The 25,756-nt window shown below is 64.0% G+C and carries 23 protein-coding genes; 14 read left to right on the forward strand and 9 right to left on the reverse strand.

Annotation, left to right across the window (positions count from 1 at the left end; translation table 11 throughout):
• The first annotated feature begins 344 nt into the window (after positions 1 to 344).
• The 5 genes from Q363_RS00960 (at position 345) to accD (ending at position 6,860) form a co-directional block, all read left to right on the forward strand.
• Entirely contained in the window at positions 345 to 2,966 is a 2,622-nt protein-coding gene (locus Q363_RS00960; protein ID WP_035347114.1) for a DUF3536 domain-containing protein, read from the forward strand.
• Between the two features lie 96 nt (positions 2,967 to 3,062).
• Positions 3,063 to 3,554, forward strand: coding sequence for a hypothetical protein (locus Q363_RS00965; RefSeq protein WP_035347116.1), 492 nt, complete (start codon positions 3,063 to 3,065; stop codon positions 3,552 to 3,554).
• Positions 3,555 to 3,713: 159 nt separating this feature from the next.
• Positions 3,714 to 4,991, forward strand: coding sequence for a serine hydroxymethyltransferase (gene glyA / locus Q363_RS00970; protein ID WP_035347118.1), 1,278 nt, complete (start codon positions 3,714 to 3,716; stop codon positions 4,989 to 4,991).
• Between the two features lie 286 nt (positions 4,992 to 5,277).
• On the forward strand, positions 5,278 to 5,766 hold the full coding sequence (locus Q363_RS00975; RefSeq protein WP_051978159.1) for a DUF4126 family protein: 489 nt from the start codon (positions 5,278 to 5,280) through the stop codon (positions 5,764 to 5,766).
• A 224-nt stretch (positions 5,767 to 5,990) separates the two neighbouring features.
• On the forward strand, positions 5,991 to 6,860 hold the full coding sequence (accD, locus tag Q363_RS00980; RefSeq protein ID WP_051978160.1) for an acetyl-CoA carboxylase, carboxyltransferase subunit beta: 870 nt from the start codon (positions 5,991 to 5,993) through the stop codon (positions 6,858 to 6,860).
• Between the two features lie 194 nt (positions 6,861 to 7,054).
• Here the strand turns inward: accD and Q363_RS00985 are convergent, their stop codons facing one another.
• The gene (locus Q363_RS00985) at positions 7,055 to 7,588 is read right to left on the reverse strand and encodes an ankyrin repeat domain-containing protein (protein ID WP_157466448.1); all 534 of its coding nucleotides are present in this window, start codon (positions 7,586 to 7,588) and stop codon (positions 7,055 to 7,057) included.
• Between the two features lie 481 nt (positions 7,589 to 8,069).
• On the opposite strand from Q363_RS00985, the gene Q363_RS00990 reads away from it, so the two are divergent.
• The 5 genes from Q363_RS00990 to Q363_RS01010 all read left to right on the forward strand — a co-directional run bounded on the left by Q363_RS00990 (position 8,070) and on the right by Q363_RS01010 (position 12,573).
• Complete coding sequence (locus tag Q363_RS00990) at positions 8,070 to 8,474, forward strand: YciI family protein (RefSeq protein ID WP_035347121.1); 405 nt, start codon at positions 8,070 to 8,072, stop codon at positions 8,472 to 8,474.
• 88 nt (positions 8,475 to 8,562) lie between these two features.
• Entirely contained in the window at positions 8,563 to 9,129 is a 567-nt protein-coding gene (locus tag Q363_RS00995) for a dihydrofolate reductase family protein (RefSeq protein ID WP_035347124.1), read from the forward strand.
• Between the two features lie 105 nt (positions 9,130 to 9,234).
• The gene (locus tag Q363_RS01000) at positions 9,235 to 10,494 is read left to right on the forward strand and encodes an RNA polymerase sigma factor (protein ID WP_035347126.1); all 1,260 of its coding nucleotides are present in this window, start codon (positions 9,235 to 9,237) and stop codon (positions 10,492 to 10,494) included.
• A 140-nt stretch (positions 10,495 to 10,634) separates the two neighbouring features.
• Complete coding sequence (locus Q363_RS01005) at positions 10,635 to 11,480, forward strand: class I SAM-dependent methyltransferase (protein ID WP_035347128.1); 846 nt, start codon at positions 10,635 to 10,637, stop codon at positions 11,478 to 11,480.
• Between the two features lie 22 nt (positions 11,481 to 11,502).
• Positions 11,503 to 12,573 carry an ATP-dependent DNA ligase gene (locus tag Q363_RS01010; protein WP_245631964.1) on the forward strand — a complete coding sequence of 357 codons (1,071 nt, stop codon included), beginning with the start codon at positions 11,503 to 11,505 and terminating at the stop codon, positions 12,571 to 12,573.
• Here the strand turns inward: Q363_RS01010 and ligD are convergent.
• The 6 genes from ligD to Q363_RS01035 all read right to left on the reverse strand — a co-directional run bounded on the left by ligD (position 12,544) and on the right by Q363_RS01035 (position 21,423).
• Complete coding sequence (gene ligD / locus Q363_RS01015) at positions 12,544 to 13,950, reverse strand: non-homologous end-joining DNA ligase (protein WP_245631965.1); 1,407 nt, start codon at positions 13,948 to 13,950, stop codon at positions 12,544 to 12,546. The two genes, Q363_RS01010 and ligD, sit on opposite strands and share 30 nt — an antisense overlap.
• An 18-nt stretch (positions 13,951 to 13,968) precedes the next feature.
• On the reverse strand, positions 13,969 to 15,912 hold the full coding sequence (locus tag Q363_RS01020) for a C1 family peptidase (protein ID WP_035347132.1): 1,944 nt from the start codon (positions 15,910 to 15,912) through the stop codon (positions 13,969 to 13,971).
• A gap of 164 nt (positions 15,913 to 16,076) precedes the next feature.
• On the reverse strand, positions 16,077 to 17,645 hold the full coding sequence (locus Q363_RS01025; RefSeq protein WP_245631966.1) for a multicopper oxidase family protein: 1,569 nt from the start codon (positions 17,643 to 17,645) through the stop codon (positions 16,077 to 16,079).
• Between the two features lie 129 nt (positions 17,646 to 17,774).
• A complete protein-coding gene (locus Q363_RS01030) occupies positions 17,775 to 19,388 on the reverse strand; it encodes a phospholipase C (protein ID WP_035347133.1) in 1,614 nt (537 codons plus the stop codon).
• Between the two features lie 42 nt (positions 19,389 to 19,430).
• Positions 19,431 to 19,574 (reverse strand): hypothetical protein, encoded by a 144-nt coding sequence (locus Q363_RS39950; RefSeq protein ID WP_157466449.1) that lies wholly within the window; start codon positions 19,572 to 19,574, stop codon positions 19,431 to 19,433.
• A 40-nt stretch (positions 19,575 to 19,614) separates the two neighbouring features.
• Complete coding sequence (locus tag Q363_RS01035) at positions 19,615 to 21,423, reverse strand: M20/M25/M40 family metallo-hydrolase (protein WP_051978167.1); 1,809 nt, start codon at positions 21,421 to 21,423, stop codon at positions 19,615 to 19,617.
• 135 nt (positions 21,424 to 21,558) lie between these two features.
• On the opposite strand from Q363_RS01035, the gene Q363_RS01040 reads away from it, so the two are divergent.
• Positions 21,559 to 21,759 (forward strand): hypothetical protein, encoded by a 201-nt coding sequence (locus Q363_RS01040; RefSeq protein ID WP_035347135.1) that lies wholly within the window; start codon positions 21,559 to 21,561, stop codon positions 21,757 to 21,759.
• Between the two features lie 97 nt (positions 21,760 to 21,856).
• Here the strand turns inward: Q363_RS01040 and Q363_RS01045 are convergent, their stop codons facing one another.
• Positions 21,857 to 22,174 carry a hypothetical protein gene (locus Q363_RS01045; protein ID WP_035347137.1) on the reverse strand — a complete coding sequence of 106 codons (318 nt, stop codon included), beginning with the start codon at positions 22,172 to 22,174 and terminating at the stop codon, positions 21,857 to 21,859.
• A gap of 19 nt (positions 22,175 to 22,193) precedes the next feature.
• On the opposite strand from Q363_RS01045, the gene Q363_RS01050 reads away from it, so the two are divergent.
• Positions 22,194 to 22,973 (forward strand): hypothetical protein, encoded by a 780-nt coding sequence (locus Q363_RS01050; RefSeq protein WP_035347138.1) that lies wholly within the window; start codon positions 22,194 to 22,196, stop codon positions 22,971 to 22,973.
• On the opposite strand, the gene Q363_RS01055 is transcribed toward Q363_RS01050, so the two are convergent.
• A complete protein-coding gene (locus Q363_RS01055; protein ID WP_035347139.1) occupies positions 22,970 to 23,884 on the reverse strand; it encodes a LysR family transcriptional regulator in 915 nt (304 codons plus the stop codon). The two genes, Q363_RS01050 and Q363_RS01055, sit on opposite strands and share 4 nt — an antisense overlap.
• Positions 23,885 to 23,994: 110 nt before the next feature.
• Here Q363_RS01055 and Q363_RS01060 point away from each other — a divergent pair, with 110 nt between their 5' ends.
• Both Q363_RS01060 and Q363_RS01065 read left to right on the forward strand, forming a co-directional pair.
• On the forward strand, positions 23,995 to 24,723 hold the full coding sequence (locus Q363_RS01060; protein ID WP_035347141.1) for an SDR family oxidoreductase: 729 nt from the start codon (positions 23,995 to 23,997) through the stop codon (positions 24,721 to 24,723).
• Positions 24,724 to 24,798: 75 nt separating this feature from the next.
• The gene (locus Q363_RS01065; protein ID WP_035347143.1) at positions 24,799 to 25,698 is read left to right on the forward strand and encodes an SDR family oxidoreductase; all 900 of its coding nucleotides are present in this window, start codon (positions 24,799 to 24,801) and stop codon (positions 25,696 to 25,698) included.
• The last annotated feature ends 58 nt before the right edge of the window (positions 25,699 to 25,756 follow it).

Raw genomic sequence — 25,756 nt, forward strand, 5'->3', positions numbered from 1 at the left:
ATACTCTCTGGAATAACTTGCACTCATGAAGATCACCATCGAACTCCCGGACAACCCATCGCCTGCTGAAGCGTAGAGCGAGCTCTCAGGGAACCACCATCAAGACAATGGTGCTCCGGGGAATCGAACACGTCCTCAGAGACGAAAGACCCATCCGGAACACGAAACGGCTTAAACTCCCTTGCTTGAGTCAAAGCAGCCTGGAAGTCTCCTGATCGACAACGAGCGCATCGACGACCTCATCAGCTTTCCGTAACCTCCCTTTCATCCCCATTTCTTCACGGCCATGCCACGAACGTTGCGGCACCAACCCCGGCACCCGCGTTACCCTCTAACCCAGAGACATGGCCAAGACCCGGACATCGCCAAAGACCGCAGTCGCCCCGCCCACTCCTCCAGCCGCCCAGCCCGAGCGCTTCGTCTGCGTCCACGGCCACTTCTACCAGCCCCCACGCGAGAATCCCTGGCTCGAGACCGTCGAGGTCCAGGACTCCGCCGCCCCCTATCACGACTGGAACGACCGCATCACCGCCGAGTGTTACGCGCCCAACGGCGCCTCACGCATCACCGACCGCGAGAACAAGATCATCCGCATCATGAACAACTACGCCCGGATGAGCTTCAACTTCGGCGCCACCCTGCTCTCCTGGCTCTCCGACTTCGCCCCCCGCACCTACCGCATGATCCTCGACGCCGACCGCTCCAGCCGCCTGCGTCACGCCGGCCACGGCTCCGCCATCGCCCAGAACTACAACCACATCATCATGCCGCTCGCCAACGAGCGCGACGCACGCACCCAGATCCGCTGGGGCATCGCCGACTTCGAGCACCGCTTCGGCCGCAAGCCCGAAGGCATGTGGCTCGCCGAGACCGCCGCCTCCCGCTGGGTCCTTGACCTCATGGCCCAGGAGGGCATCAAGTTCACCATCCTCGCCCCTCACCAGTGCGCCCGCGTTCGCCCCATCCCCCAGAACCCCGGCGACCTTGCTCCCGCCCCGGAGACATCCATAGCCCCGAGCGCTCCCGCTCCTGGCTCTGGACCCGTTTCTGCCTCTGGAGCGTGGACCGACACCCCCGACGCCTCCGTCGACACCACCCACCCCTACCTCGTCCGCCTCGACCAGGGCCGCTCCATCGCCGTCTTCTTCTACAACGGCCCCAACTCCCGGGCCATCGCCTTCGAAGGCCTGCTCAACAGCGGTGAAGAGTTCGGCCGCCGCCTCCTCTCCGGTTTCCCCCTCGAACCGAACTCCGAGCCCGCATGGCTCTCCCACGTCGCCACCGACGGCGAGAGCTACGGCCACCACCACCGCCACGGCGAGATGGCTCTCTCCTACACCATGCACTGGCTCGAGGACAAACAGCACCTCAAGGTCACCAACTACGCCGCCTTCCTCTCCCGCTTTCCCCCGCGCTGGGAGGCCGAGATCGTCGAAGACACCTCCTGGAGCTGCGCCCACGGCGTCGAGCGCTGGCGCTCCAACTGCGGCTGCAACTCCGGCGGCCACCCCGGCTGGGAGCAGCAGTGGCGAGCTCCCCTCCGCCAGGCCCTCGATACCCTCCGCGACGCCATCGCCCCCCTCGCCGAGAAGCTCTCCCAGTCCATCTTCAAGGATCTCTGGGCCGCGCGCGACGCCTACATCCGCGTCATCCTCGATCGCTCGCGCCCCAGCACCGACGCCTTCTTCGCCCAGCACGCCACCCACGTCCTCTCTGCCTCCGAGCGCGTCACCGCACTCGAGCTCATGGAGCTCCAGCGCCACGCCCAGCTCATGTACACCTCCTGCGGCTGGTTCTTCGATGAGGTCTCCGGAATCGAGACCGTCCAGGTCATCGCCTACGCCGCCCGCGTCCTCCAGCTCGCCGGCCGCCTCTTCGGAAGCCTCGGCGCCGCGCTCGAGGCCGACTTCCTCAGAACCCTCGCCGCCGCACAGAGCAACATCCCCGAGATCAGCAACGGAGCCGAGGCCTACCGCCGTTACGTCACCCCCATGAAGATCGAACTCGAGCAGGTCGGCGCCCACTACGCCATCAGCTCTATCTTCCGCTCCTATCCCGAGCAGGGCGAGCTCTTCTGCTACAACGTCCGCCGCCTCTCCCACCAGGTCTTCACCTCAGGCCGCGGACGCGTCGCACTCGGCCGAGCCTGCATCGAGTCCCGCATCACCGAAGAGTCCGAAGAGATCTGCTTCGCCGTCCTCCACCTCGGCGACCAGAACCTATCCGCCGCCGTCCGCCGCTACGACTCCTCCGACCCCGAGCAGGTCGAAACCTTCGAGAAGTTCTCCACCGACGTCGCCATCGCCATGCGCCGCGCCAACCTCCCCGAGGTCATCCGGCTCATCGATCACCTCTTCGGCAGCATGGGCTACTCCCTCCTCTCCCTCTTCGCCGACGAGCAGCACCGCATCCTCCAGACCATCCTCACCCGCACCCTCAACGAGATGGAGGACTCCCTCCGCAAGATCTACGAGGACCACGCCTCGCTGCTCGACTTCCTCACCGACACCGGCATGCCCCCGCCCCCCGCACTCGCGGTCGCCGCCAACTACGCCATCAACTCCTCGCTCCGCCGCGCCATCGAGGCCGACCCCTTCGACGCCGAGCCGGTCCTCAGCCTCATCCAGCGCGCCGGCTCCGAACACATCACCCTCGACGCGCAGCAGTTCAACTACCTCGCCGGCCAGCGCATGAAGCGAGCCATGGTTCAGCTCGAAGCCGCCGTCTCCGGCGACGACTCCGCCTCCATCGCACTCACCAACGCCGTCATCATCGCCGAGACCCTCATCCAACTCCCCTTCGAGATCAACCTCTGGCAGGCCCAGAACATCTGGAATGACCTCCTCCGCCGCTCCGACAAAACCTACTGGACCGAACAGTGGATCGAAGACTTCCGTCGCCTCGGCGAAGTCATGAACATCCACGTCGACCAGCTCGTCACCGAAGAAGGCGTCAGCGCCTTCTGACCCGGCAGAAGCTCTCCAAAATCGCCGCTCATCCTGTCCGCATCGCTGCCGATGAAAGCACTGGGCAGTTCTGAAGCAATCAAAGGGGAGACAGGGATGATCCGGCAGGCGATCAATTGCGATATGTGCGGTGCAGAGAGGGTGGAGTCCACCAGCTTCTGGTTTGTAGCCGACGAACTCGGAGGAGAGATAAGACTGCGCGGCTGGGAGTCGCCAAAAAAATCCGGCAAGAACGTCAGGCACCTCTGCGGACAGAAGTGCGTCCAGCGCATGATGGACAACTTCACCGCATCCCTCAAGGCCGGTCAGCAGGCAGGGAAGGTCGCAAAGGAGCCCGCCCCCAAGACCGCCCCCCAGACCGCGCACCAGACCGCCGGGCCGGAGCAGGCCGACACGCGCGACAGCGACGACGAACGTCCTCTCCTCGAGCGCATGGGCTACGACCGTGAGACCGCAGCGTTCATCGAGGCCGACTCATGGGCCGGTCCCGCCAGGCCCAAGGACGCCCTCCGGCCCGCCGAGAAGGGCTTCATCCACGCCACCCGCATCAAGCCACAGGCCCCGCGGCCGTTCCAGCGCATGGCCTGAGCCATCAGCAAGCCTGGGTGCCCCACATCTCGCTTTTGAGATGTGGGTTCATTCGAGCGAAGCTCGAACCGCCTCCCCAACTGACAACCTGCAACCTGCAACTCCCCATGGGCCATTCCACCTAAGCCCCCACCGCCACCTCGGGCATAAAATACCCACATGCCCATCGACTCAACCGCCCCCCTCGCCGTCGCTGACCCCGAGATCGCCGCCCAGATCGAAAACGAGGTCCTCCGCCAGCACGAAGGTCTCGAGATGATCGCCTCGGAGAACTTCGTCTCTCGCGCCGTGCTCGAGGCCGCCGGAACCGTCTTCACCAACAAGTACGCCGAAGGCTACCCCGGCAAGCGCTACTACGGCGGCTGCGAGTTCGCCGACGTCGTCGAGAACATCGCCCGCGACCGCGTCAAAAAGCTCTTCAACGCCGAGCACGCCAACGTGCAGCCTCACTCCGGCTCCCAGGCCAACGCCGCCGCCTACATGGCCCTCGTCGCTCCCGGCGAGACCGTCCTCGGCCTCGACCTCGCCCACGGCGGCCACCTCACTCACGGCCACAAGCTCAACTTCTCCGGCAAGCTCTACCGCATCGTCGGCTACCAGGTCCGCAAGGACACCGAGACCATCGACTACGACGAGCTCGAGACCATCGCCCTGCGCGAGAAGCCCAAAATGATCATCGGAGGAGGCTCCGCCTACCCCCGCCAGATCGACTTCCCCCGCATGCGCCAGATCGCCGACAAGGCCGGCGCCTTCCTGATGATCGACATGGCCCACTTCGCCGGCCTCGTCGCCGGAGGAGCCCACCCCTCGCCCGTCCCGCACGCGCACGTCACCACCACCACCACCCACAAGACCCTCCGCGGCCCCCGCGCCGGCCTCATCCTCTGCACCCAGGAACACGCCGCCGCCATCGACCGCTCCGTCTTCCCCGGCCAGCAGGGCGGCCCCCTCATGCACATCGTCGCCGCCAAGGCCGTAGCTTTCAAGGAAGCCCTCGACCCCGCCTTCTCGACCTACGCCCACCAGGTCGTCTCCAACGCGAAGGCCCTCGCCGAGGCCCTCGCCGCCCAGGGCTTCCGCATCATCTCCGGAGGCACCGACACCCACCTCATGCTCGTCGACGTCTTCCAGAAGGGAATCCTCGGCTCCGAGGCGGAAAACGCCCTCGGCGAGGCCGGCATCACCGTCAACAAGAACGCCATCCCCTACGACACCAACCCGCCCATGAAGCCCTCCGGCATCCGCGTCGGAACTCCCGCCCTCACCACCCGCGGCATGAAAGAACCCGAGATGCGCCAGATCGCCACCTGGATCGCCCGCGCCCTCGACCAGCGCAACGAACCCGCCGCCCTACGCCGCATCCGCGCCGAGGTCACCGAGCTGGCCGACCACTTCCCCCTCTACAACTGGCTCCGCCACCCCCAGCCTGTCGCCTGACCGGTGTGCACAATACCTCTGAACCTCCCTAAAAAAGTGTCATCCTGAGCGAAGTATGACGCGTCCTTGGACGCGTCATACGCAGTCGAAGGATCTGCGGTTGCTGCAACGCGCAGCTACCCAGGACCTATTCATCGCCTCAAGAAAGTGTTTGCCGGGTCCCGCCCCACACCCCCAGGCGAGACTTCCAACCCCGCCCCCGCGTCCATCTCCTTGTCGGTTATTCCACGTCCGGAGCACTTCCCCATCCTCCCGGCCGTTGTAACGTGTTCACGAGGATTCGGCGATGCTCGATGAAGTACTCACCTGGCTCATGGCCATCCCCCTGCTCGGCTTCATCGCCGGCATGCGCGCCATGACCGCCATGGCCGCCATGTGCTGGTTCGCCTTTGCCGGCCAGCTACCCCTCGCTGGCTCCTGGGCCTGGTGGTGCGCCCGCCTCCCCGTCGCCATCGCCTTCACCCTCCTCGCCCTCCTCGAGTACGCCGCCGACTGGCGCTCCTGGATCCCCCGCCTCACCCATCCCGCCGTCCTCATCACCCGCTTGTTCTTCGCAGGCCTCGCCGGAGCCATCGTCGCCTCCGCCCTCAACGCCTCCGGAGTCGAAGGCGTCATCCTCGGCGTCCTCGGAGCCATCGTCGGCGCGCTCTGCACCCACCTCCTCCACCAGGAGGCCATCCGCCACCCCGGACTCACCTCCTGGCACGTCACCCTCGCCGAAGACATCTTCGCCATCGGCGCAACTATCGTCTCCCTGGGCATCATCACCAGCTAAGACAGTGGTTAGTGGTTAGTGGTTGGTGCTTAGTTGCTGGCCGGGTGCCGGGCGCCCCACTCATGACGCGGCCTTATTGCGGCATGAGTGGGTCATTCGAGCGAAGCTCGAACACGTTCCTGCCCTGCGAAACAACCCAACATCAACAGCCGCTTCGCCCCCCCAGCAAACCTGGACCAACCGGCTACAATAGTCCAGTCACACCGGAAGGGCACGTACAAGGCATGAGCTGGTTCAAACGCGAAGACAACGAGATCGTCAACGACGCCGAGCGTACCGTTCGTACCGAAGGCCTCTGGGTCCGCTGCCCCACCTGCCGCCAGGTCATCTTCAAGGCCGACCTCGAGACCAACCTCCGCGTCTGCCCCAAGTGCGGCTACCACTTCCGCATCGGAGCCCGCGAGCGCATCACAAGCCTCCTCAATCCCGGCTACGAACTCGTCGACCTCGATCTCCGCTCCACCGACCCCCTCGAGTTCACCGACCTCAAGCCCTACAAGCGCCGCCTCACCGAGGCCCAGGACAAGACCGGCCTCAACGACGCCATCGTCAACGCCCTCGGCAACATCGGTCCCATGCCTGTCGTCCTCTCCGTCATGGAGTACAGCTTCATCGGAGGCTCCATGGGCTCCGTCGTTGGCGAAACCATCGCCCGCGCCGTCGACCGCTCCCTCGAGACCCGCCATCCCCTCATCATCATCTCCGCCTCCGGAGGAGCCCGCATGATGGAGGGCATCGCCTCCCTCATGCAGCTCGCCAAGATCTCCGCCGGCCTCGCCCGCATGGACGACGAAGACATCCCCTACCTCTCCGTCATGACCGACCCCACTACCGGAGGCGTCACCGCCAGCTTCGCCATGCTCGGCGACCTCAACATCGCCGAACCCGGAGCCCTCATCGGCTTCGCCGGCCCCCGCGTCATCGAACAGACCATCCGCCAGAAACTCCCCGAAGGCTTCCAGCGCTCCGAGTTCCTCCTCGAACACGGCTTCCTCGACGCCATCGTCCCCCGCAAAGAGATGAAGCAATACCTCCACCAGGCCCTGGTCTGGATGACCACCGGCCAGAAAGAGCAAGCCGAGCAACCTGCCTAAGTTTTCGCTCGCCCAAGCTGGCTGTCTGTGCCGCCCCACCTGCAGTCGCCCCAATGTCCGTCATTCTGAGCCGAAGGCGAAGAACCCCCGCATTTCCCACCGCTCGCTGAGCCACAACCAACCGTTGGTCACGAAGCCCGCTGACCACCCAAGTGGGTGCCCGACACACGCGAAGCGTGTGTCGGCAGCACCGACTACTGCGCCCTCGTCATCGCCGCCTTCAGCACCGCCTCACTCTTCCTGTACTCCTCACTATTCGAAGGGCACGGCGGCGGTTCCTTATATCCGATCTGCGCCCACGGCGGTGGCAACGGGACAATCGCCTTCTCACACGACGCCGCCCGCAGATAATCCAGCGCGGTTCTGCCCTCGCGGTCTTTTGCCCTGGCATCCGCTCCGGCCTCAATAGCCTCTTTTAACTCATCCGTTTCCGTGCGCTGCGCCAGCAGCATCAGCGTCGTCACACCATCTGCATTCCTCGCATTGATATCGGCCCCGCTCTTCAGCAGCCGCTCGCTCAACCTGCCGTTGTACGCCGCCATCATCAGGGCCGTATCCCCGTGCAGCGAAGCCCGGTTCGCGTTCGCCTGCGCATCCAAAAGCATCCCGATCTCCTTATCGTCGTAGGTCAGCTCTGCCGCATACATCAGCGCCGTCCACCCGCTCTCATCCGCCGTCTGCTCCGCCGACGTCTGGCTGCCGGGTGCCCATTCATGACGCAGTCTCATCGCGGCATGAGTGGGACATTCGCGCGCAAGCGCGAACGCCTCTGGGTACGCCAAGCCTTCAGGCTTGGCCCTCTCTCAGGTCTCCAAATAAAAGGGGCTTTCAGCCCCCTGGGGTATGCCTTCCTCCCACTCGAACCGCCGAGTCACGTGTCAACCCCCTCAAACGAACAGAATCCCTGTAAATCACACACATCAAAAGGCCTATCTCTCCCCACAAGTGGCCGATTAATTCCCCTCCACCCTCTACAATTAAAAGAGATCAAAACAAGGCCCCGACCACACGGGGCCTTCGCATTTAGCTCAGACAAAACCAGAAGTACCAACCTAAAGTCTCTCTTTCGAAGACTTTGCACAAATAAGTGCGGGGGGGAGGGGTACCACCCAAAGAATCTTTCGAGCCCCTGTCCAAACCGCCATCCTCCAGCCGTCATCAAGCCAGCAGGAGATAATTCCTGACTACAGACGATCCAGGAGACACACGATGGAATACTTGCTACTGCTCTACTCAAACGAAAACGGCTGGAAGCAGATGACCCCCGAACAACAGCACCAGGGCTACGCCGCCTACATGGCCTACACTGAAGCCCTCAAGAAGTCCGGAGCCTACAAGGCAAGCCAGCGCCTCCAGCCCGTCGCCGCCGCGACCACCGTTCGCGTCGCCGACGGCAAGTCCCAGGTCCTCGACGGCCCCTACGTCGAGTCCAAGGAGCAGCTCGGAGGCTTCTTCCTCATCGAGGCCCCCGACCTCGACTCTGCCCTCGCCTGGGCCGCCCGCTGCCCCGGAGCCTCCCACGGCACCGTCGAGGTCCGCCCCATCTGGTCCATGGAAGCCAGCCAGACCGGAGCCATGCCCTCACATGAGGCAAGACTGGTTGGACAAAAATAGTGTCATCCTGAGCGTAGGCGCAGCCGGAGTCGAAGGATCTGCGGTTTCACGCTCCGCCATTCACGAAATCGCACTCAGGAGAAAACCGATGCGCAAGCTCCTCGCCTTCCTCCACGTCTCGGCCGACGGTTACTTCGCCGGCCGGGACGGAGACCTCAGCTGGACCCGCCACGAGCAGGACCCCGAGTACAAGCAGTTCGCCGACGAGAACGCCCGCCGCGACAGCGTCCTCGTCTTCGGCCGCTTCACCTACCAGATGATGGCCTCCTGGTGGCCCTCCCCCCTGGCCCTCGAGCGCGAACCCGTCATGGCCCCGCGCATGAACGCAGCCACCAAGGTCGTCTTCTCCCGCTCGCTCCCCGAGGCGACCTGGAACAACACCATGCTCGTGAAGGACAACGCCATCGACGAGATGCGCACCCTCAAGCAGCAGCCCGGCCCCGACCTCGTCATCCTCGGCTCCGGCTCCCTCGTCCGCCAGCTCGGCGAAGCCGGCCTCGTCAACGAGTTCCAGCTCCTCATCACCCCGGTCGCCCTCGGCGCCGGCCGCACCCTCTTCGAAGGCCTCGCAAAGAAGATCGAACTCGCCCACGTCTCCACCCGTACCTTCCAGAACGGCAAAGTACTCCTCATATACAAACCGCAGTCATCATGATGTCCAAGAGAGTCAAACCAAAAATAGAAGTGTCATCCTGAGCGGAGGCGCAGCCGAAGTCGAAGGATCTGCGGTCCGAGCACTCACTCAGCGCACGAGGCAGCAATGGAAGCCATCATCGAAGAGCAGGCACAACTTACAGCCGACGCGGTCGCGCGGCGAAGCTACGGCAAGCTCGTAGCCTTCCTCGCCGCGCGAACCCGCGACGTCGCTGCCGCCGAGGACGCCCTCTCCGACGCCTTCGCCGCCGCGCTCCGCGACTGGCCCCGCAACGGCTGCCCTGATAACCCCGAGGCCTGGCTCCTCACCGCCGCCCGCCGCCGACTCATCGACGCCGCACGCCGCCGCCAGACCTCCGACGCCGCCGTCCCGCAACTGCAACTCCTCTACGAGGAGCTCGAAGCCGAACTCGAAGCCGCGTCCGCCGAGCGAGAGATCCCCGACCGCCGACTCGCCCTCATGTTCGCCTGCGCGCACCCAGCCATCGACGCCGAGGTTCGCGCCCCGCTCATCCTCCAGGTCGTCGTCGGCCTCGACGCCCGCACCATCGCCTCCGCCTTCCTCGTCTCCCCGGCGGCGATGTCCAAGCGACTCGTCCGCGCCAAGACCAAGATCCAGCAGGCCGGCATCCCGTTCCGGATCCCGGGCCGCGACGAGCTCGCCGAGCGCCTCGACACCGTCCTCGACGCCACCTACGCCGCCTTCGCCGAGGGCTGGGCCGACCCCGCCGGGACCGACGTCGCCCGCCGCAACCTCACCGAGGAGGCCTTCTTCCTCGCCCGCCTCCTCGTCGAGCTGCTGCCCTCCGAGCCCGAGCCCCTCGGCCTCCTCGCCCTCATGCTCCACGCCGAGGCCCGCCGCCCCACCCGCCGCACCGAAACCGGAGACTACGTTCCGCTCGCGCAACAGAACCCCGTGCTCTGGAACACAGCGATGATCGAAGAAGCCGAAGATCTCCTCAAGCGCGCCGCGACACTCAACCTCATCGGCCGCTACCAGCTCGAGGCCGCGCTGCAGTCCGCCCACGTCACCCGCTGCCGCACCGGCCGCCACAACTGGCCGCAAGTCGTCCAGCTCTACGACGCCCTCGCAGCCCTCGCCCCCTCGCCCGTCGTCGAGATCAACCGCGCCCTCGCCCTCGCCGAGACCGAAGGCCCCCGCGCCGCGCTCGACGCAATGCCGAAGCCAACGGACGACGCGCGCCTCAACCAGTACCAGCCCTTCTGGGCCGCCCGCGCCGACCTCCTCGCCCGCATCGGCGCCTGCCGAAAGGCGCATGAAGCCTACGAGCTAGCCATTGGACTCGAGCGCGACCCCTCCGTGCGCCGCTTCCTCCAGCAGCGCCAGGCCGCGCTATCAATGTAACGAACTGTTATTCCGGCCGCAGCACGCAACATATGTTGATGTGTCATTCCGAGCGAAGCGAGGAACCCCCGCATTTCGCTCGCAGCGACGTAAATCCATGTGAAGCGACGCCTTCACACCGGCACTAAACTAAACCAAGCATGGAAGAAGCCAGCCCCTCACGCACCGCCCTCCGCGTCGCCATGCGCCGCGCCGCACACCAGCTCTACGACGCACCACCGCTCGTTCTCGAAGACCCCATCGCCGTCCCCATCCTCGGCCCCGAGTACCTCCCCGAGGTCGAGCGCACGCAGTTCAAGCTCCACAAGCCGCACTCCGTCGCCCTCCGCGCCTTCCTCGTCGCGCGCAGCCGCTACGCCGAAGACCTCCTCGCCCGCGCAGTCGCCGACGGCGTCACCCAATACGTCCTGCTCGGCGCCGGACTCGACACTTTCGCGCACCGCAACCCGTACCCGCACCTGCACGTCTTCGAGGTCGACCACCCCGCCACCCAGCAGTGGAAGCGTGACCTCCTCACCGCCAACAACATCGCAACACCCACTAGCCTCACCTACGTGCCCGTTGACTTCGAGCACCAGCAACTCGCCGCACAACTCGCCGCCGCAGGCCACGACGCCGCGAAGCCGACCTTCTTCGCCTGGCTCGGCGTCGTCCCGTACCTCACGCAGCCAGCCTTCCGCTCCACGCTCGCGCTCATCGCCTCCTCCCCCACAGGCTCGGGCCTCGTGATGGACTACGGCCAGCCCCGCTCCGCGCTCCCGTTCTTCGAGCAGCTCGCCTACGACTCCCTGGCCTCACGGGTCCAGCTCGCCGGCGAACCCTTCCAACTCTTCTTCACGCCGCCCGAGATGGCCCGCGAGCTCGCCGCCTTCCGCAGCTCCGAAGACCTCGGCACCACCGAGCTCAACACGCGCTACTTCGCCAACCGCAACGACAACCTGAAGCTCCTCGGCTCCGCAGGCCGCATCGTCAGCGCTTGGGTATAACATCGGTCGCATGAATCTTCCCGTGCGCCCACCTGTTGCGCCGATGCTCGCCAAGCGAGTCGACGAAGTTCCTGAAGGCGACACGTGGATCTTCGAGCCCAAGTGGGACGGCTTCCGCGCCATCGTCTTTCGCGACGGCGACGAGATCATGATTCAAAGCCGTGACCAGAAATCACTCAACCGCTACTTCCCCGAGCTGGTCGAAGTCCTTCTCCGCCAGCTCCCGCAACGCTGCGCACTCGACGGCGAGATCGTCATCGCAACGAGCAGCGGACTCGATTTCGACGCCCTCCAGCTCCGCATCCATCCCGCGGCCTCACGCGTCAAGCTCCTCGCGCAGCAGATCCCCGCATCGATCGTCTTCTTCGACCTGCTCACCCTCGACGATCGCGACCTCTGCTCCGAACCCTTCGAGCAGCGCCGCGCCGAACTCGAATCCGCACTTGCAGACGCCGCGCCACCGATCCACATCACGCCCGCAACGCGCGATCGCGCCACCGCGAAGGACTGGTTCCAGCGCTTCGAGGGCGCGGGCCTCGACGGCGTCATCGCCAAGCCCATCACCGGAACCTATCAGCCCGATAAGCGATCGATGCTCAAGATCAAGCACGAGCGCGACTGCGACTGCGTGGTCGCCGGCTTCCGCTGGCACAAGGACGCCGAGGACGAGGCCATCGGCTCGCTGCTGCTCGGCCTCTACGATGCCTCCGGTGCGCTGCAGCACGTCGGCGTCTGCGCCAGTTTCACGCAGCCGAAGCGCCGCGAGCTGGTGAAGTTCCTCGAATCCTATCGCACGAACGCGCTCGACAATCATCCTTGGCGATCGTGGGCCGAGGCCGGTGCCGACGCCGTGAACCAGCGCATGCCCGGCGGCCAGTCGCGCTGGAGCCAGGGCAAGGACCTCTCCTGGCAACCGCTACGTCCCGAGCTCGTCGTCGAGATCGCCTACGAGCACATGCAGGGAACGCGTTTCCGCCACATGGCACAGTTCCGCCGCTGGCGCACCGACAAGGCTCCCAAGGACTGCACCTACGCACAGCTCGAGGTCGTCCCCCCGCACGAGCTAACCGACATCTTCGCCACCGGCCGCTGACTCGTTCTTCTTTCGCGAACGCTTCGGCCGCTCCGGCATCTCACCACCCGCAGCGCGCCACTCACGCCACTTCCGCGTGGGGTCGTTGTCCGGATCGGGCGTCTCCTGCGCGGGCCGCATCTCCTCCGGAACGTGCCGCAGGTTCACGCGAATCCGCGTCCACGTCGACGAGCTGCCGCGCATCGAATCCACTAGCACATCGTCCACGGCCAGCAGCGCTGCAGCCTCAGCGTGACGCGCCTTCCATCGCTCCAGCCCTGCAAGCGCCTCGTCCTTCTTCGTCGAGTTCGCAATCACGATCAGCGGCATCTTCGACTGCCGACGCTTCGGCGCATCACTCTTCGCCTCTCCGTCATCGCTCTTCTTCGCCACACTCTTCTTCGCGCGCGAAGGCGCAACACGCGGAGCCTCACCCTCCATCTTGCGAAAGTGCGGTGGCCACGGAGCATCCCCCAGCCCCGCCGCCTCATCACGCGCGGCAAGCTCCAGCAGCGCCTCCAGCGACCCTGCAGCGCCGTCCATCTCCGCGTGCGGATTGCCCCTCTTCGCAAACCGCTCCGGCACGGTGAACACAGTGAACTCCGCCGGATCGCACTCCATCACCTCGTCCCACTCGAGCGGAGTCGAGACCCGCGCATCCGGCAGCGGACGCACCGAGTACGCCGAGCACGTCGTCCTGTCCTTCGCGTTCTGGTTGTAGTCCAGAAAGACGCCGTGACGCTCCTCCTTCCACCACTTCGAACTCGCCAGCTGAGGCACCCTGCGCTCCACGGCCCGCGACAGCGCAATTGCCGCGCGCCGCACCTCCGTGAACGTCCACCGCGGCTCAATCCGCACATTCACGTGCATGCCGCGCGAGCCGCTCGTCTTCGGCCAGCCGCGCAGCCCCACCTCTTCCAGCTGCGCCTTCACCTCCATCGCCACGCGGCGCACATCGTCCCACGCAACGCCGGGAATCGGATCAAGGTCCACGCGCAGCTCATCGGGATGATCGAGGTCCGCCGTGCGCACCGGATGCGGATGCAGCTCCATGCAGCCCAGGTTCACAATCCACGCCAGCCCCGGCGCATCGTCCACCACGATCTCCTCCGCTGTCCGTCCTGAAGGAAACGAGAGCGTCACCGTCCGCATCCACGCCGGCGTATCGCTGGGCGCGCGCTTCTGATAAAACGGCTCCGCCTCCGCACCGTTCACAAAGCGCTTCAGTACAATCGGCCGTTCGCGAATCCCCTGCAACGCTCCCGGCGCAACGCTCAGGTAGTAGCGCACGAGATCGAGCTTCGTCACCTTCACCTGCTTCGAGAAGTACAGCTTCTCCGGATGCGTCACCCGCACCTCGCGTCCATCGATCGAAAGAATCTCCGCGTCGTCGCTCACAGCTATTTGTCTCCTCGCTCAGATCAGCGAGATGATCTTGTCCCGCGTCGTCTGATCGTCGTCAAATCCGCCGTGCGTCGTGCTCTTCGAGTACGGCCCCGGAGCCTTGAAGACCGAAACATTCGGCAGGTTCAGCAGCGCGATCTCCGAGTTGAAGTACTTCTCCATTCCCAGGATCGGCGTCACCGTCCCCTTCTCGAACGACTGCGACACCAGGTACAGCAGCGAACGGCTGTACCCCAGAATCGGCTCGCACGTCGGGTCCTTTTGCTCCACATCGTCCGAAAGCTCGAACTGGTTGTACTGTTTCACCTTGCCGCTCTGGATCGCCGGCACCACGAGTTGCCTGAACACATCCGCGCGCACCGCCGGAGCCATGAAGTTCACCGTCTCAAACGTCCAGTTCAGCCGGCGGATGATGTAGCTGTGCGCAATCGCTCCCGCCGAGTGTCCGATCAGGTGCAGCCGCACCTTCGACGGGTCCTTGAAGTACGGCGACTTCAGGCTCGACCCATACAGCTTCATTCCGCCGCACTCCGGCGCGCCCGAGATCGCGTCCGCGTTCTGCTTCATCTCCCCCCACACCGACGTGCCTGGCACTGCGAGCAGCTTCTCCAGCCGCTGGTTCCACAGGTTCTTGATCTTGTCCAGCACCCCGCCGGTCACGCGCGGCTGCTTCGCGGCAATATCGAGCCACATGTCTTTCAGAGTCGACCACAGGTCCGTCTCCCACATTAGAAAGATGGGAAAGATCTTCTTGTTGTAGAGCGCCGGAATCCACTGCGCCGCGGTGTTCGACGCGCCGTCCTCCGACGTCAGCCCGCCGTGCGCGTAGATCGCAATGTCCACCGGATCGTTATCGCCCAGCCCCCATCGCGTCCGCGCCTCGCCCAGGTGCTGGTCGAGCAGAGCGTCCACGTCATCGTCCTGCGTGCGGAAGTCGCCCGTGTTGCTCAGCCTGCCGTTGTTCTCCATGTCGATGATGAACGGATCAAGCTCGCGATTGCGCAGCGTCTCATCGCTGGCCAGCTTTACTCGTCCCTGCTTCACGCGCAGCGTCGACGAGCGCGCGATCTCGCTGTGCAGCTCCGAACGCACGCCAAGCTGCGCCACCCAACAGTCCATCGCGTTCTCGATCCAGTCTTCGTACGTCAAAATCGCGCGGCCGCCTGTGCCCCAGTTCGTGTCCCACGAGTTGTGGATGATGAACCCCTCGCTCGTGTACCCCACAATCGCGAACGCGTGCGCGCCGTCCGATGGACCAGGTTTGTTCGCCGGAATAACCCAGTACTCTCCCTTCGCCTTCGCGTCCACGCCCTCCATCCAGCCCGAGTGGGACACCGCGCTCGCATACAGCGCGCCAATCTCGTTCAGCGCCACCTGCATGTCCGTCACCGAGCGCGTATCCACCCGGTAGTACGCACCCACCGGCCGCTTCACCGCATCCTGCCACCAGTCCTGCTCGGGGTCGGGATTCGGAGGCGGCATCGTCTCCGTCTCCCACAGCCGTGCCGCGCACGCGCCGTACTTGTACCAGCCCTTCATCGCGCCGCGCAGGCTCGATCCCGTATCCGCCGACGGGTCGCCCGGAAACTCGTCATACCGCCGAGCCATCGAGTACAGCATGTACGGCGAGACCTGCTCCATCTGCTCGCGCTTCGCCTTGTACTGCAGATGAAAGATCACGCTGGCCAGCGCAAACCCGGTGCACGCGCTCGTCTCATGCTGGTTCAGGATCGGAATCTCCAGCGGCGGCGCCAGCTTCAGCACCGGAACCACCGTCACTGAAGGCATATACGGCCGGTCGCGCAGATCAATGCTATCGGGAACGACGTTCCGCTTCGGCACCCACTTCGGCAGCGGAGACTTCTTCGACTCTGCCGCCGCCTTCGTTGCAACGGCCTTCTTCCCAGCGGTCTTCTTCGCCGCCGCACGTCTTCCCGCAGTCTTCTTCACAGCCATCCGGTCGCTCCTCATAGGAAAAGTGAAACTACGTGGCCCGATCGCTTCCAACATCCGCTCTAAGATATCGCAGCGCAACCTATCGCGGAGAACCCAGCTTCAGAAATCCTTCGCACGAAGGAACTCCTCCCTGGTAACGGTCGTCGCGAGCGGTGCTGTCGCCGCTACGCCTCGACTACGTCGTAAGGCCGCATCATCTCGTTGTCCTCATGCTCCAGCAGGTGGCAGTGCCACACGTAGCGCCCCGTATAGCCTGCAAACGGAACGATGATGCGCGTCACGTGTCCCTTCTCGCAGCGCACGGTGTCCTTCCACGCCGCCTCTTCGGGATCCGCGGAGATCGGTCGGCCGGTGTAACGCAGCTCGCCCGTATCCTGAAATCCGAAGACGTCGAACCTGCGCCGGTCGAGCAGCTGAAACCGCACCATGTGCAGGTGAATCGGGTGCGTGTCCTCGGTCAGGTTCACAAGCTCCCATATCTCCGTCGTGTTGATCACCGGCTTCTCCGTCACCGGCGCGTGCCACGGAGTCTTGTTCAGCATCATCCCCATCGACTCCTGCACATCGTTCATCGTCTCGTCGAGGGTTAGCCGTCGTGTCTTGATTGCGCTGGCCTCGGGAATCCTCTCGACCGGACGCAGTGTGGAGGGGAGGGAACTATCATCCGTCGTCTTCGATGCGGAGACACGAAACTGCATGATGTCGAAGCTGTCGCTCTTCAGGATGATCTTCTCGCCCGCATGCTGGCTGAAGTCGAAGACGATGTCCGCCCGCTCCGCAGGAGTCAGCAGTGCGCGTTTGGCCTTCACAGGAGCCGGCAACAGACCCTGGTCGCCACCGATGATGTTCATCTCCAGCAGATCGCCAAACGAGAGCCGGAAGAACCTTCCGTTCGAACCGTTCATCACGCGGAGCCTGTACTTTCGCGGCTCTACGTCGAGATAGGGCGCGAGCCTTCCGTTCGCCAGCATCACGTTGCTGTAGACCTCCGGAACCCACGGCTTCTTTTCATCGCCGGAGACCGGATACTCCAATTGCCCATCCGACCGCAGAAACCGATCGCACAGCATCAGCGGAATCTCATACTTGCCCTTCGGGAGGTTCAGCGCATCCTCAGCCTCATCGCGAATGAAGAAGAGTCCCTGCAGCCCAGCGTAGATGTTCAGCCGATTAATTCCCATCGTGTGGTCGTGATAGAACAGCAGCGCCGCATCCTGCCTGTTCGGGTAGTGATATGTAAACGACTTGCCCGGCACCACCCAGTCCTCGGGATATCCATCGCTCTTCGCAGGCGTGCGTCCGCCGTGCAGATGAATCACGCATCGCACCTCGGGCTGGTCCTTCTCTGCGCCGCAAAGCGTGTGATCGATCGGCAGAAAGTGCTTCGCCGGCAGGTGATTCGTCCACTCCACCATCAGCCCCTGTCCGCTGCGGGTCTCGAAGATCGGACCGGGAGACGTGCCATTGAATCCCCACATCCGCGTCGGAGGAAGATCACGATGCACCCTCTGATGGATCTCCTCCATCGCGACGCAATAGACCGGAATCTGCTTTGTCGCATCCTCCGGATCAGGCCGTACGCCACTGCTCTTCATCACAGCCGGCAGCGGCAGAGGGTCGACGTAAGGCTTCAGCTTGTTTGGATCGAGCGCCGTCGACGGCGGAGCCATTCCGCTTGCAACCGCTGCCCGCTCCATCGATACTGCCGCCGCAATCACTCCAGCGCGTCGCAAGAATCTTCGTCGTGAGATCAATCCCTGCCCTGCCTCTCTGTAAACAAGAACAAGGGTGCCGTGGTCCGTACAGGACCTCAGCACCCCCGCTCCTTCATTCCATTCTGCTGCAACGTTGTTTCGATTAGATCAACGTTGGCCAGTGCTCTCGTTCAGGAGGAACAATCCATGCTGCGGATTCCTGAAGTCAAACATACTCTCCAGCGAGCCGGCACGGCTGTCGAACGAGCCGTCGATGCGCTGTCCGCCAACCCAGTTGTCCTCGATGAACCGGAGGATGGAGCTCTGGTCCGTCAGCGTGTGATCCACGAAGTTGCGCTTCGCGTACGGCGAGATCACCAGCAGCGGCAGCCGCGGCCCGTACCCGCAGCGACCCTGGGCATGAGGAGCAGTGGGGCTTGGCAGCGCCGTGCTTCCATCTCCGCACGAACCCTGCGCAACCACCGCATCTGCCTCGGACGACGACTGGTTCACGATCGGCGCCATCTGATGATCGTACCAACCATCGGAGTCGTCATACGCGATCACCACCGCCGTGTGCTCCCAGTCCTTCGACTGCGTCTGCAGGAAGTTGATGACATGCACGATGAAGGTCTGCTCATCCAGCGGATCGGAGTATCCCGCGTGGCCGTCCTGGAAGCCGGAAGCCTTCAGGAAGCTGACCGCAGGATAGTTGCCCGCCTTCACCGCAGCGTAGAAGTCGTTGATGTCGTACTGGTGGTTGCCCGGATCCCCCGCGAAGCCGATCGACTTCACCGAGGTGGGCCGGGCATGCGTCAGGTTCGCCGTCGAAGTGTAGTACTGGAACGGCTGGTGGTGAGGGATGTAGTCCGCCTTCTTGGTGTTGGTCACCGTCGAGGTGGTGCTGCGGTTGCACCCAGTCGATCCGTCCGCATTCACAGCCGTCAGGTCGAAGCCGCCTTCGAAGAAGCCCCACGTCACGCCTTTGGTGTTCAGCAGGTCGCCGATGTTCTGGCCGCCGAACCGCACCGTGCCCGAGCCCGAGCACACATCGCCGATCGGGTCAGCATCGTTGACCAGCGTCAGCGCGCCGTTGCCATCGGGCACCACCGAATCTCCAGGGCTCTGCGAATCAATAACACCGCCCGTCTGCCCCGAGATCAGGTTGATCGCGCCCGGCGTCGAAGGCCCGAACGTCGTGTTGAACGAGTTGTCGCTCATCGCAAACTGCTGCGCATAGTTCCACAGCGCCGTCACCGTGTTGCCGTCGTAGTAGCCCATCACCAGACCATTGCTCGTCTGGCCCGTCGGCGGAGGCCCCGGAACGCCCGTGTACTTCGGGAACGCATCCATCAGCCCGCCACGCACCGCCTGCTGCTCGGCCGTGTAGTCATGATCCTGATCCGCGGTCGCTGCTTCCGAGCGGCCCAACCGAAACGGGTTCGATGCCCCGGTTCCGTTCACGGTCTTGTTCAGGAAGTTGGGGTTGTTGGTGAGCAGAGCATCGGTGTATCCATTCACCCCTGGGGTGTCCGGGTCCGCCTTGAACTTCGGTTCCCCCTGAGGATTCAGCGCATTGGGATAGGTTCCGAAGTAGTGATCGAAGGAGACGTTCTCCTGGAAGATCACAACCAGGTGCTTGATCGGCGTGGCCGTCTCAGAGCTGCCCTGTGACGGTTGCTTGAAGATGGAATTCGCTGATTGTGCGGCCGCAAAACCCGGACCGGTAATCTGTCCTGCAACCAGCAGACTGGCGACAGTACTCGCAAAGAACTTACGCATGATGCCTCCTTTTAGGCAAAGGGCCGATCGTGTCGGCCTCTGTCAAGATGTACTCATGCGCAGTGAAATCCGGGTGACGGCTCGATAAAAAAATATCCACAGAAAAATCGCGCAGCCACCGCGACTTTTTTGCTGCGCAGGAGTTGCGTCAAAGACGAGCGCAACGAAGAAGGCGGCGAGCAACATGCTCTCGCCGCCTCAGGTTTGCGTTGCTTGTGACAGTAAGTTATTGATTACGCCCGCGTCCGGCCTGCGCGCCCGTCGTATCCGGCTCGCCGGTCGAGTTCGGATAGATCCCCTGGATCGGCGCCGTCTTCTCGCGCTCAAGCTCCGGGTGCGGGAACGGCTTGCGCGGCATCATCGCCTCGCGCTCGCTCGTGTTGTACAGGAAGATCGCCTCGACGATTGCCGCCTGCTCGAGATCCGCAGTGTGCAGACGATCGTACGTGTCCATGTCGGAGTGGTGCGTCCGCGTCTCGTAGTCCATCGGGTCCTGGATGTACTGGAAGCCCGGCAGCCCTACCGCGTCGAACGACAGATGATCCGTGCCTCCCGTGTTGCGGAAGCTGATCGTCGAGACACCGAGGTCCTTGAGCGGAGCAATCCACTGCGCGAAGATCGGCGCAATCGCGTAGTTCTCCTGCGTGTACACGCCGCGAACCTTGCCCGTGCCGTTGTCCAGGTTGTAGTACGCGTCCAGCGTCTCCCACTCCTTCGTCGTCGTAAGCTTGCCGCGCTGGCGCATGAAGCCGGGAACGCTCGCTGGGTCCGGATGCTCCGGCTCCGCAAACGTTCCGAAGTGCTGCTTCACGTAGCCCTGCGAGCCGAACAGTCCCTGCTCCTCACCTGACCACAGCGCAATCCGAATCGTGCGCTTCGGCTTTACGCCCAGCGACTTCAGGATGCGCACCGCCTCCATCGCAACCACCGAGCCAGCGCCGTTGTCCGTCGCGCCCGTGCCCGAGATCCAGCTATCGAGGTGCCCGCCGACCATCACCACCTGGTCCTTCAGCTTCGGATCGGTGCCCGGAATCTCGGCCACCGTGTCGAAGCCATGCTCGTGATCGCCCGTGAACTTCGTCTCGATGTTCACCTCGAGCGTCACCGGAACCTTGTGCTCCAGCATGCGCGCGATGCGGTTGTAGTGCTCGATCATCATCACTGCGTTCGGAACCGTAACCGCCGTCTCCTTGGTCTGCGCGCCGCGAACCAGGTTCGCTCCGTTGTCGTCGAAGATGATGCCCGCGCCGCCGCCGCTGCGTCCGTCGCGCGTCGGCGTAATGATCGCGGCCACGCCCTCCTCCGTCATCATCTTCAGCGCCGCCGTGCGAACCTGCTGCAGCCGCGCGCGGTCCGCCAGAAGCTGCTGAACGTTCGGCGCGCCGGCACGAGCCTCGGGATAGTTCTCCATCTCCTTCAGCTCTTCGTCCGTGTAGCGATGGAACAGCGGGTTGTCGATATCAGGCGTCGTGCGGCTCGCGCCGAACAGCACGATCTTGCCCTTCAGCGTGCCCTTGTACTTCTCCAGGTCCTTCGCGTCGGTGATGTTGATATACACCGCCTCGCCCGTCACCGGCCCGCTCGTCGCCGGAGACCACGGAGCAGCCTGCAGCCATACTGGCTCGGTGTCCGGAGTGATCATCCGTCCCCACGTATTCACCTGCTGCCAGCCCATCCCGAACTCGCCCCAGTCCTCCAGGCGCGCGTTCTCGAGACCGATCTTCGTCAGCGTCTCCTTCGTCCACTCGTTCGCTTTCGCCATATTCGGCGAGCCCGTCAGCCGCGGCCCAATGCCGTTCGATAACGCATCAGCAAACTCCATCACGTGCGAGTGCTTGAACCCCTCCTCGCGAATCCGCTCATACATCGTCAGGTCAAGGTTCTCTTTGGCAGGCTGCGGGCCGTAGTAGGAAGGCGTATCCACAACAGATTCCTTCGGCGCGGCCTTTTTATCGGCGGCGACAGAAGGAAGGACAAGGCTGGCGATGGCAGCGCTACAACAGCTCCAGCGCACAAACGTGCGTGTAAATGACATGAGTGGTGGTCCTCCAGGATGGAAGCAGTTTTTCGGATTACGAAGAATCTACAGGAAAGACGGTTCCCGACTTGGAAAAAGTTTCAGTATCAACGGGATTCCGAATGACCCCCGCCCCATGAGAAAATCTCTCCCATGAGTGATTTCATCCCGAAGCCAAGCGGCCCCAAGATCGGCGGTCTCGGCCCCAAGGCCCAGAAGCTCCAGGCCCTGCGCGAAAAAGCCGCACAGCAGAAGAACGGCAAATCCTTCTCCACAGCCTCCAACGCATCGGTCAAGACAAAGGACTCCTTCGCCGGAACCAAGAAGACCAACTTCCAGCGCAAGGCCACCTAAAGCCAAAAGCCCACCAAACCGGGTGCCCCATCTTCGGCGCGCAGCGCCTAAGGTGGGCATTCGAGCGAAGCTCGAACCCGCCTCATCACAGCAGCACCTACGCCCCGCGCGTCACCCGCCGCACCCACATCGTCCCCAGAACCCCCCACGCCACCACCAGCGTCACAATCCCCACCACCAGCCCACCCCGCTGATAACTCAGCGCTAAGTCCACCGTCTGGTGCATCGCCGAGTTGTACACCAGGATCCCCACGATCCCCAGAAACGTCGCCGCAAAGAACGCCGCAAACGCCGTCGCCGCCCCGATCAGCAGCCTTGAGAACAGCCCCAGCCTCCCCAGCGGAACCCCGAACAGCCGTCCCCCTTCGCCCTGTCCCTGCTGAATCAACCCTTCGCCCTGCGATCCTTGCGCCATACCAGTAGAATACTGCCTTATGGCAGAAGGTGTTCAGAACGGACTGGTACGGGCCGCGCAGGTCGCCCGCGAGACAGCGGTGCGCCGCGCACCCAACGGCATCGCCTACGCCGCATTCGGCGACAACTCCCTCGCCGACGCCGACCTCGAGCGCATCGTCCAGGCCGTCCCCACCGCCGTCGCCGCCGCGCTCGCGCGCAAGGCCTACTACTTTGTCCCCCTCGCACTCTCCGAAGGCCGCGCCGGCGACGACGCCACCCTCATCGCCCTCGCCTACTCCACCGAGCTCGGCGACCAGGCCATCTGCCATCGCAACGTCGCCCTCGAAAACGCCGAAGGCGTCTTTATCTCCACGCGCCTTCTCGGCGATCGCTTCGCCCTCGCCTTCGAGTTCTTCATCAACGTCGGCCACGCCTTCGTCGACATCGCCGGCGTCCCCGACTCCTTCCAGGAGCTCGTCTGGTCCCAGGCCCTCTCCGACATCCGCGGCGAGACCTCCCACGACGCCTGGGAGTCGCGCAACCAGTCCCTCGCCGGCGACCGCGCCTCTACCAAATCCGAAGGCAAGCCCATCGTCGACGAGCGCGCCAAGACCGCCTTCCTCCAGAGCGCCTTCTCCGACGCCATCGCCATCTACCTGCTCTCGCTCTCCCTCGACTTCGACTACGCCGAGCTCCGCGAGCGCGAGTACCCCCTCCTCGCCCCCCAGGCCCTCGCCGACCGCCTCCGCCTCATCGCCAAACTCTTCCCCCCAAACCCCGGCTACGAGTTCTCCATCCGCTACCGCCGCCGCGCCTAAACCGAGACCATCTCCCCCATCTCGCGCATCGTCGCACGCAGCCACGCATGCGCGGCATCCGTGTTCACTCTCGGGTGCCACGTCATGATGTAGCGAAACCCCGCGATCTCCGGCGGCGGCTTCAATATCCTCACCGCTCCGCCGCCAAGCGTCCCCTCCGCAAACCTCCGCGGAACCGTCGCGATCAGCCTCGTCCCCACGGCGCACCGCATCGCGGCCTCGTGATACGGAACATGCATCGCAATCCGGCGGCGATAGCCCTTCGCCTCCAGCGGCTTGTCCGGAATCACCTGCGAGCCGCCCTGAATGGTGACGCTCACATGATCCGCCCTGATGTACTCCGCGATCGTCATCTGCCTTCGAAACCTGCTCTTCGCGTCTACCACGCACACAAATTCCTCGTCGTAGATCATCTGGCTCTGCAGCTGCGCGGGAACCTCCACCGTATTCGCGCTCAGCACCAGATCAACACTGCCGCGCACCAGCGCATGGAAAACCTCCGCGTTCCACGCCACAAAATCCAGCCGTGCTCTCTTCGCCGCCGGCAACACATCCCGACAGATCAGTGGAGCCAGCACCGCCGCCGCATTGTCCGTCACGGCGATGCGAAAGCTCGCCTGTTCCACCGCCGGGTCGAAGGTCGACCCGCTCAGTAGACGATCCAGCTTCGGCAACATCACCTCCAGTTCCTGTATCAGCCGCTGGCCCTGGGGAGTCGGTTCGTATCCCTTCGCCGTCCTTACCAGCAGATCGTCATGAAACATATCGCGCAGCCGTGCAAGTCCTCGGCTCACCGCAGGCTGGCTCACCAGCAGCCGCTCAGCCGCGCGCGAGACATTGCGCTCCTCCGCCAGCACCGTGAAAACAACTAATAGATTCAGGTCTGCTTGCCGCAATTGGTTTATACGCATGCTGAATAATCTATATCAATACTATGCATTGGACGTATAGCTGAACCGAGCGCAATCTTGAACCTGTAAGCCGCTTCGAGGAACAAACGAAGCGCGAAAGGAGAAAGACAATGGCTAAGACAGCAATCATCACTGGAGCATCCCGCGGCATCGGCCGCACCGTCGCCAAGCGCCTCGCCAAGGACGGCTTCGCCGTCGTCATCAACTACGCAGGCAACGCCGCCGCAGCCGAAGAGGCCGTCGCCGAGATCCGCGCCGCCGACGGAGACGCCATTGCCATCAAGGCTGACGTCGCCAATCCCGACGACGTCAAACAGCTCTTCGCCAAGACCATCGAGGCCTTCGGCCGCATCGACGTCGTCGTCAACAACGCTGGCATAATGCCGCTGTCGCCCATCTCTAAGGGTGACGTCGAGACCTTCGACAAGACCATCGCCACCAACCTCCGCGGGACCTTCCTCGTCATGTCGCAGGCCGCGCAGCACATCGCCGAAGGCGGACGCATCATCGTCTTCTCCTCGAGCGTCCTCGCCAAATCCTTCCCCACCTACGGCCCCTACATTGCGTCCAAGGCAGGCGTTGAAGGCCTCGTGCCTGTGCTCGCCAACGAGCTTCGCGGAAGCAACATCACCGTCAACGCCGTAGCGCCCGGACCAACCGGCACCGACCTCTTTCTCAACGGCAAATCGCCCGAGCAGATCGCCCAGCTCTCGAAACTAGCTCCGCTCGAGCGCCTCGGCCAGCCTGAAGACATCGCGAATGTCGTCAGCTTCCTTGCCGGCCCCGACGGCGCATGGGTCAACGCACAGATCCTTCGTGCCAACGGAGGCTTTGCCTGATTCCGGGCTAGCGCTCATCGTCACAACTCATTCGCACAATAACCGCGACCACATCGCATACAGGAGAGCCTCGCCATGAAGAACGTCATCGTTGTCACCGGAGCATCCTCGGGCTTCGGAGCCCTCACCGCCCGCGCCCTCGCCACAGCCGGACACACCGTCTACGCCAGCATGCGCGAGACCACCGGCCGCAACGCCCCGCAGGTCGAAGCCGCGAAGCAATTCGCCAGGGAGAACAACGCCGACCTCCGCACCATCGAGCTAGACGTCGCCTCCCAGGACTCCGCCGACGCCGCAATCAAGCAGATCGTCGCCGAAAACGGCCGCCTCGACGTCGTCATTCACAACGCCGGCCACATGGTCTTCGGTCCGGCCGAGGCCTTCACCCCCGAGCAGCTCGCCGAACTCTACGACATCAATGTTCTCAGCACGCAGCGCGTCAACCGCGCCGCGCTTCCACAGCTTCGCAAACAGAAGTACGGCCTCGTCGTCTGGATCTCGAGCTCCAGCAGCGCGGGCGGAACACCTCCATATCTCGCGCCATACTTCGCCGCGAAGGCCGCGATGGACTCTCTCGCCGTTATCTACGCTCGCGAACTCACTCGCTGGGGCATCGAGACCTCCATCATCGTCCCCGGAGCCTTCACCGGCGGCACCAATCACTTTGCTCACTCCGGCCGTCCCGCCGACACGGCACGCGCCGCCGAGTATGAAGCAGGCCCCTACGCCAACTTCGGCGATCAGGTGATGAAGGGCTTCGCCGGCATCGTTCCGCCTGACGCCGACGTCAGCGCCGTCGCCGAGGCTATCGTCAAAGTCGTCGATACGCCCTTCGGCAAACGCCCCTTCCGCGTCCACATCGACCCCACCCAGGACGGCGCCGAGGTCGTCAACATGGTCTCTGATCGCGTCCGCGCCGAGCTTCTCCGCCGCATTGGCCTCGCCGACCTGCTCGCCCCGGCCAAACTCGTCTGAGGAAGGTACCCGGATGAACACCGTCAGCTCTCCAGCTCCCTCGGCGCCGCCATGATTC

Source organism: Edaphobacter aggregans DSM 19364 (assembly GCF_000745965.1).
Taxonomy (GTDB): Bacteria; Acidobacteriota; Terriglobia; order Terriglobales; family Acidobacteriaceae; genus Edaphobacter; species Edaphobacter aggregans.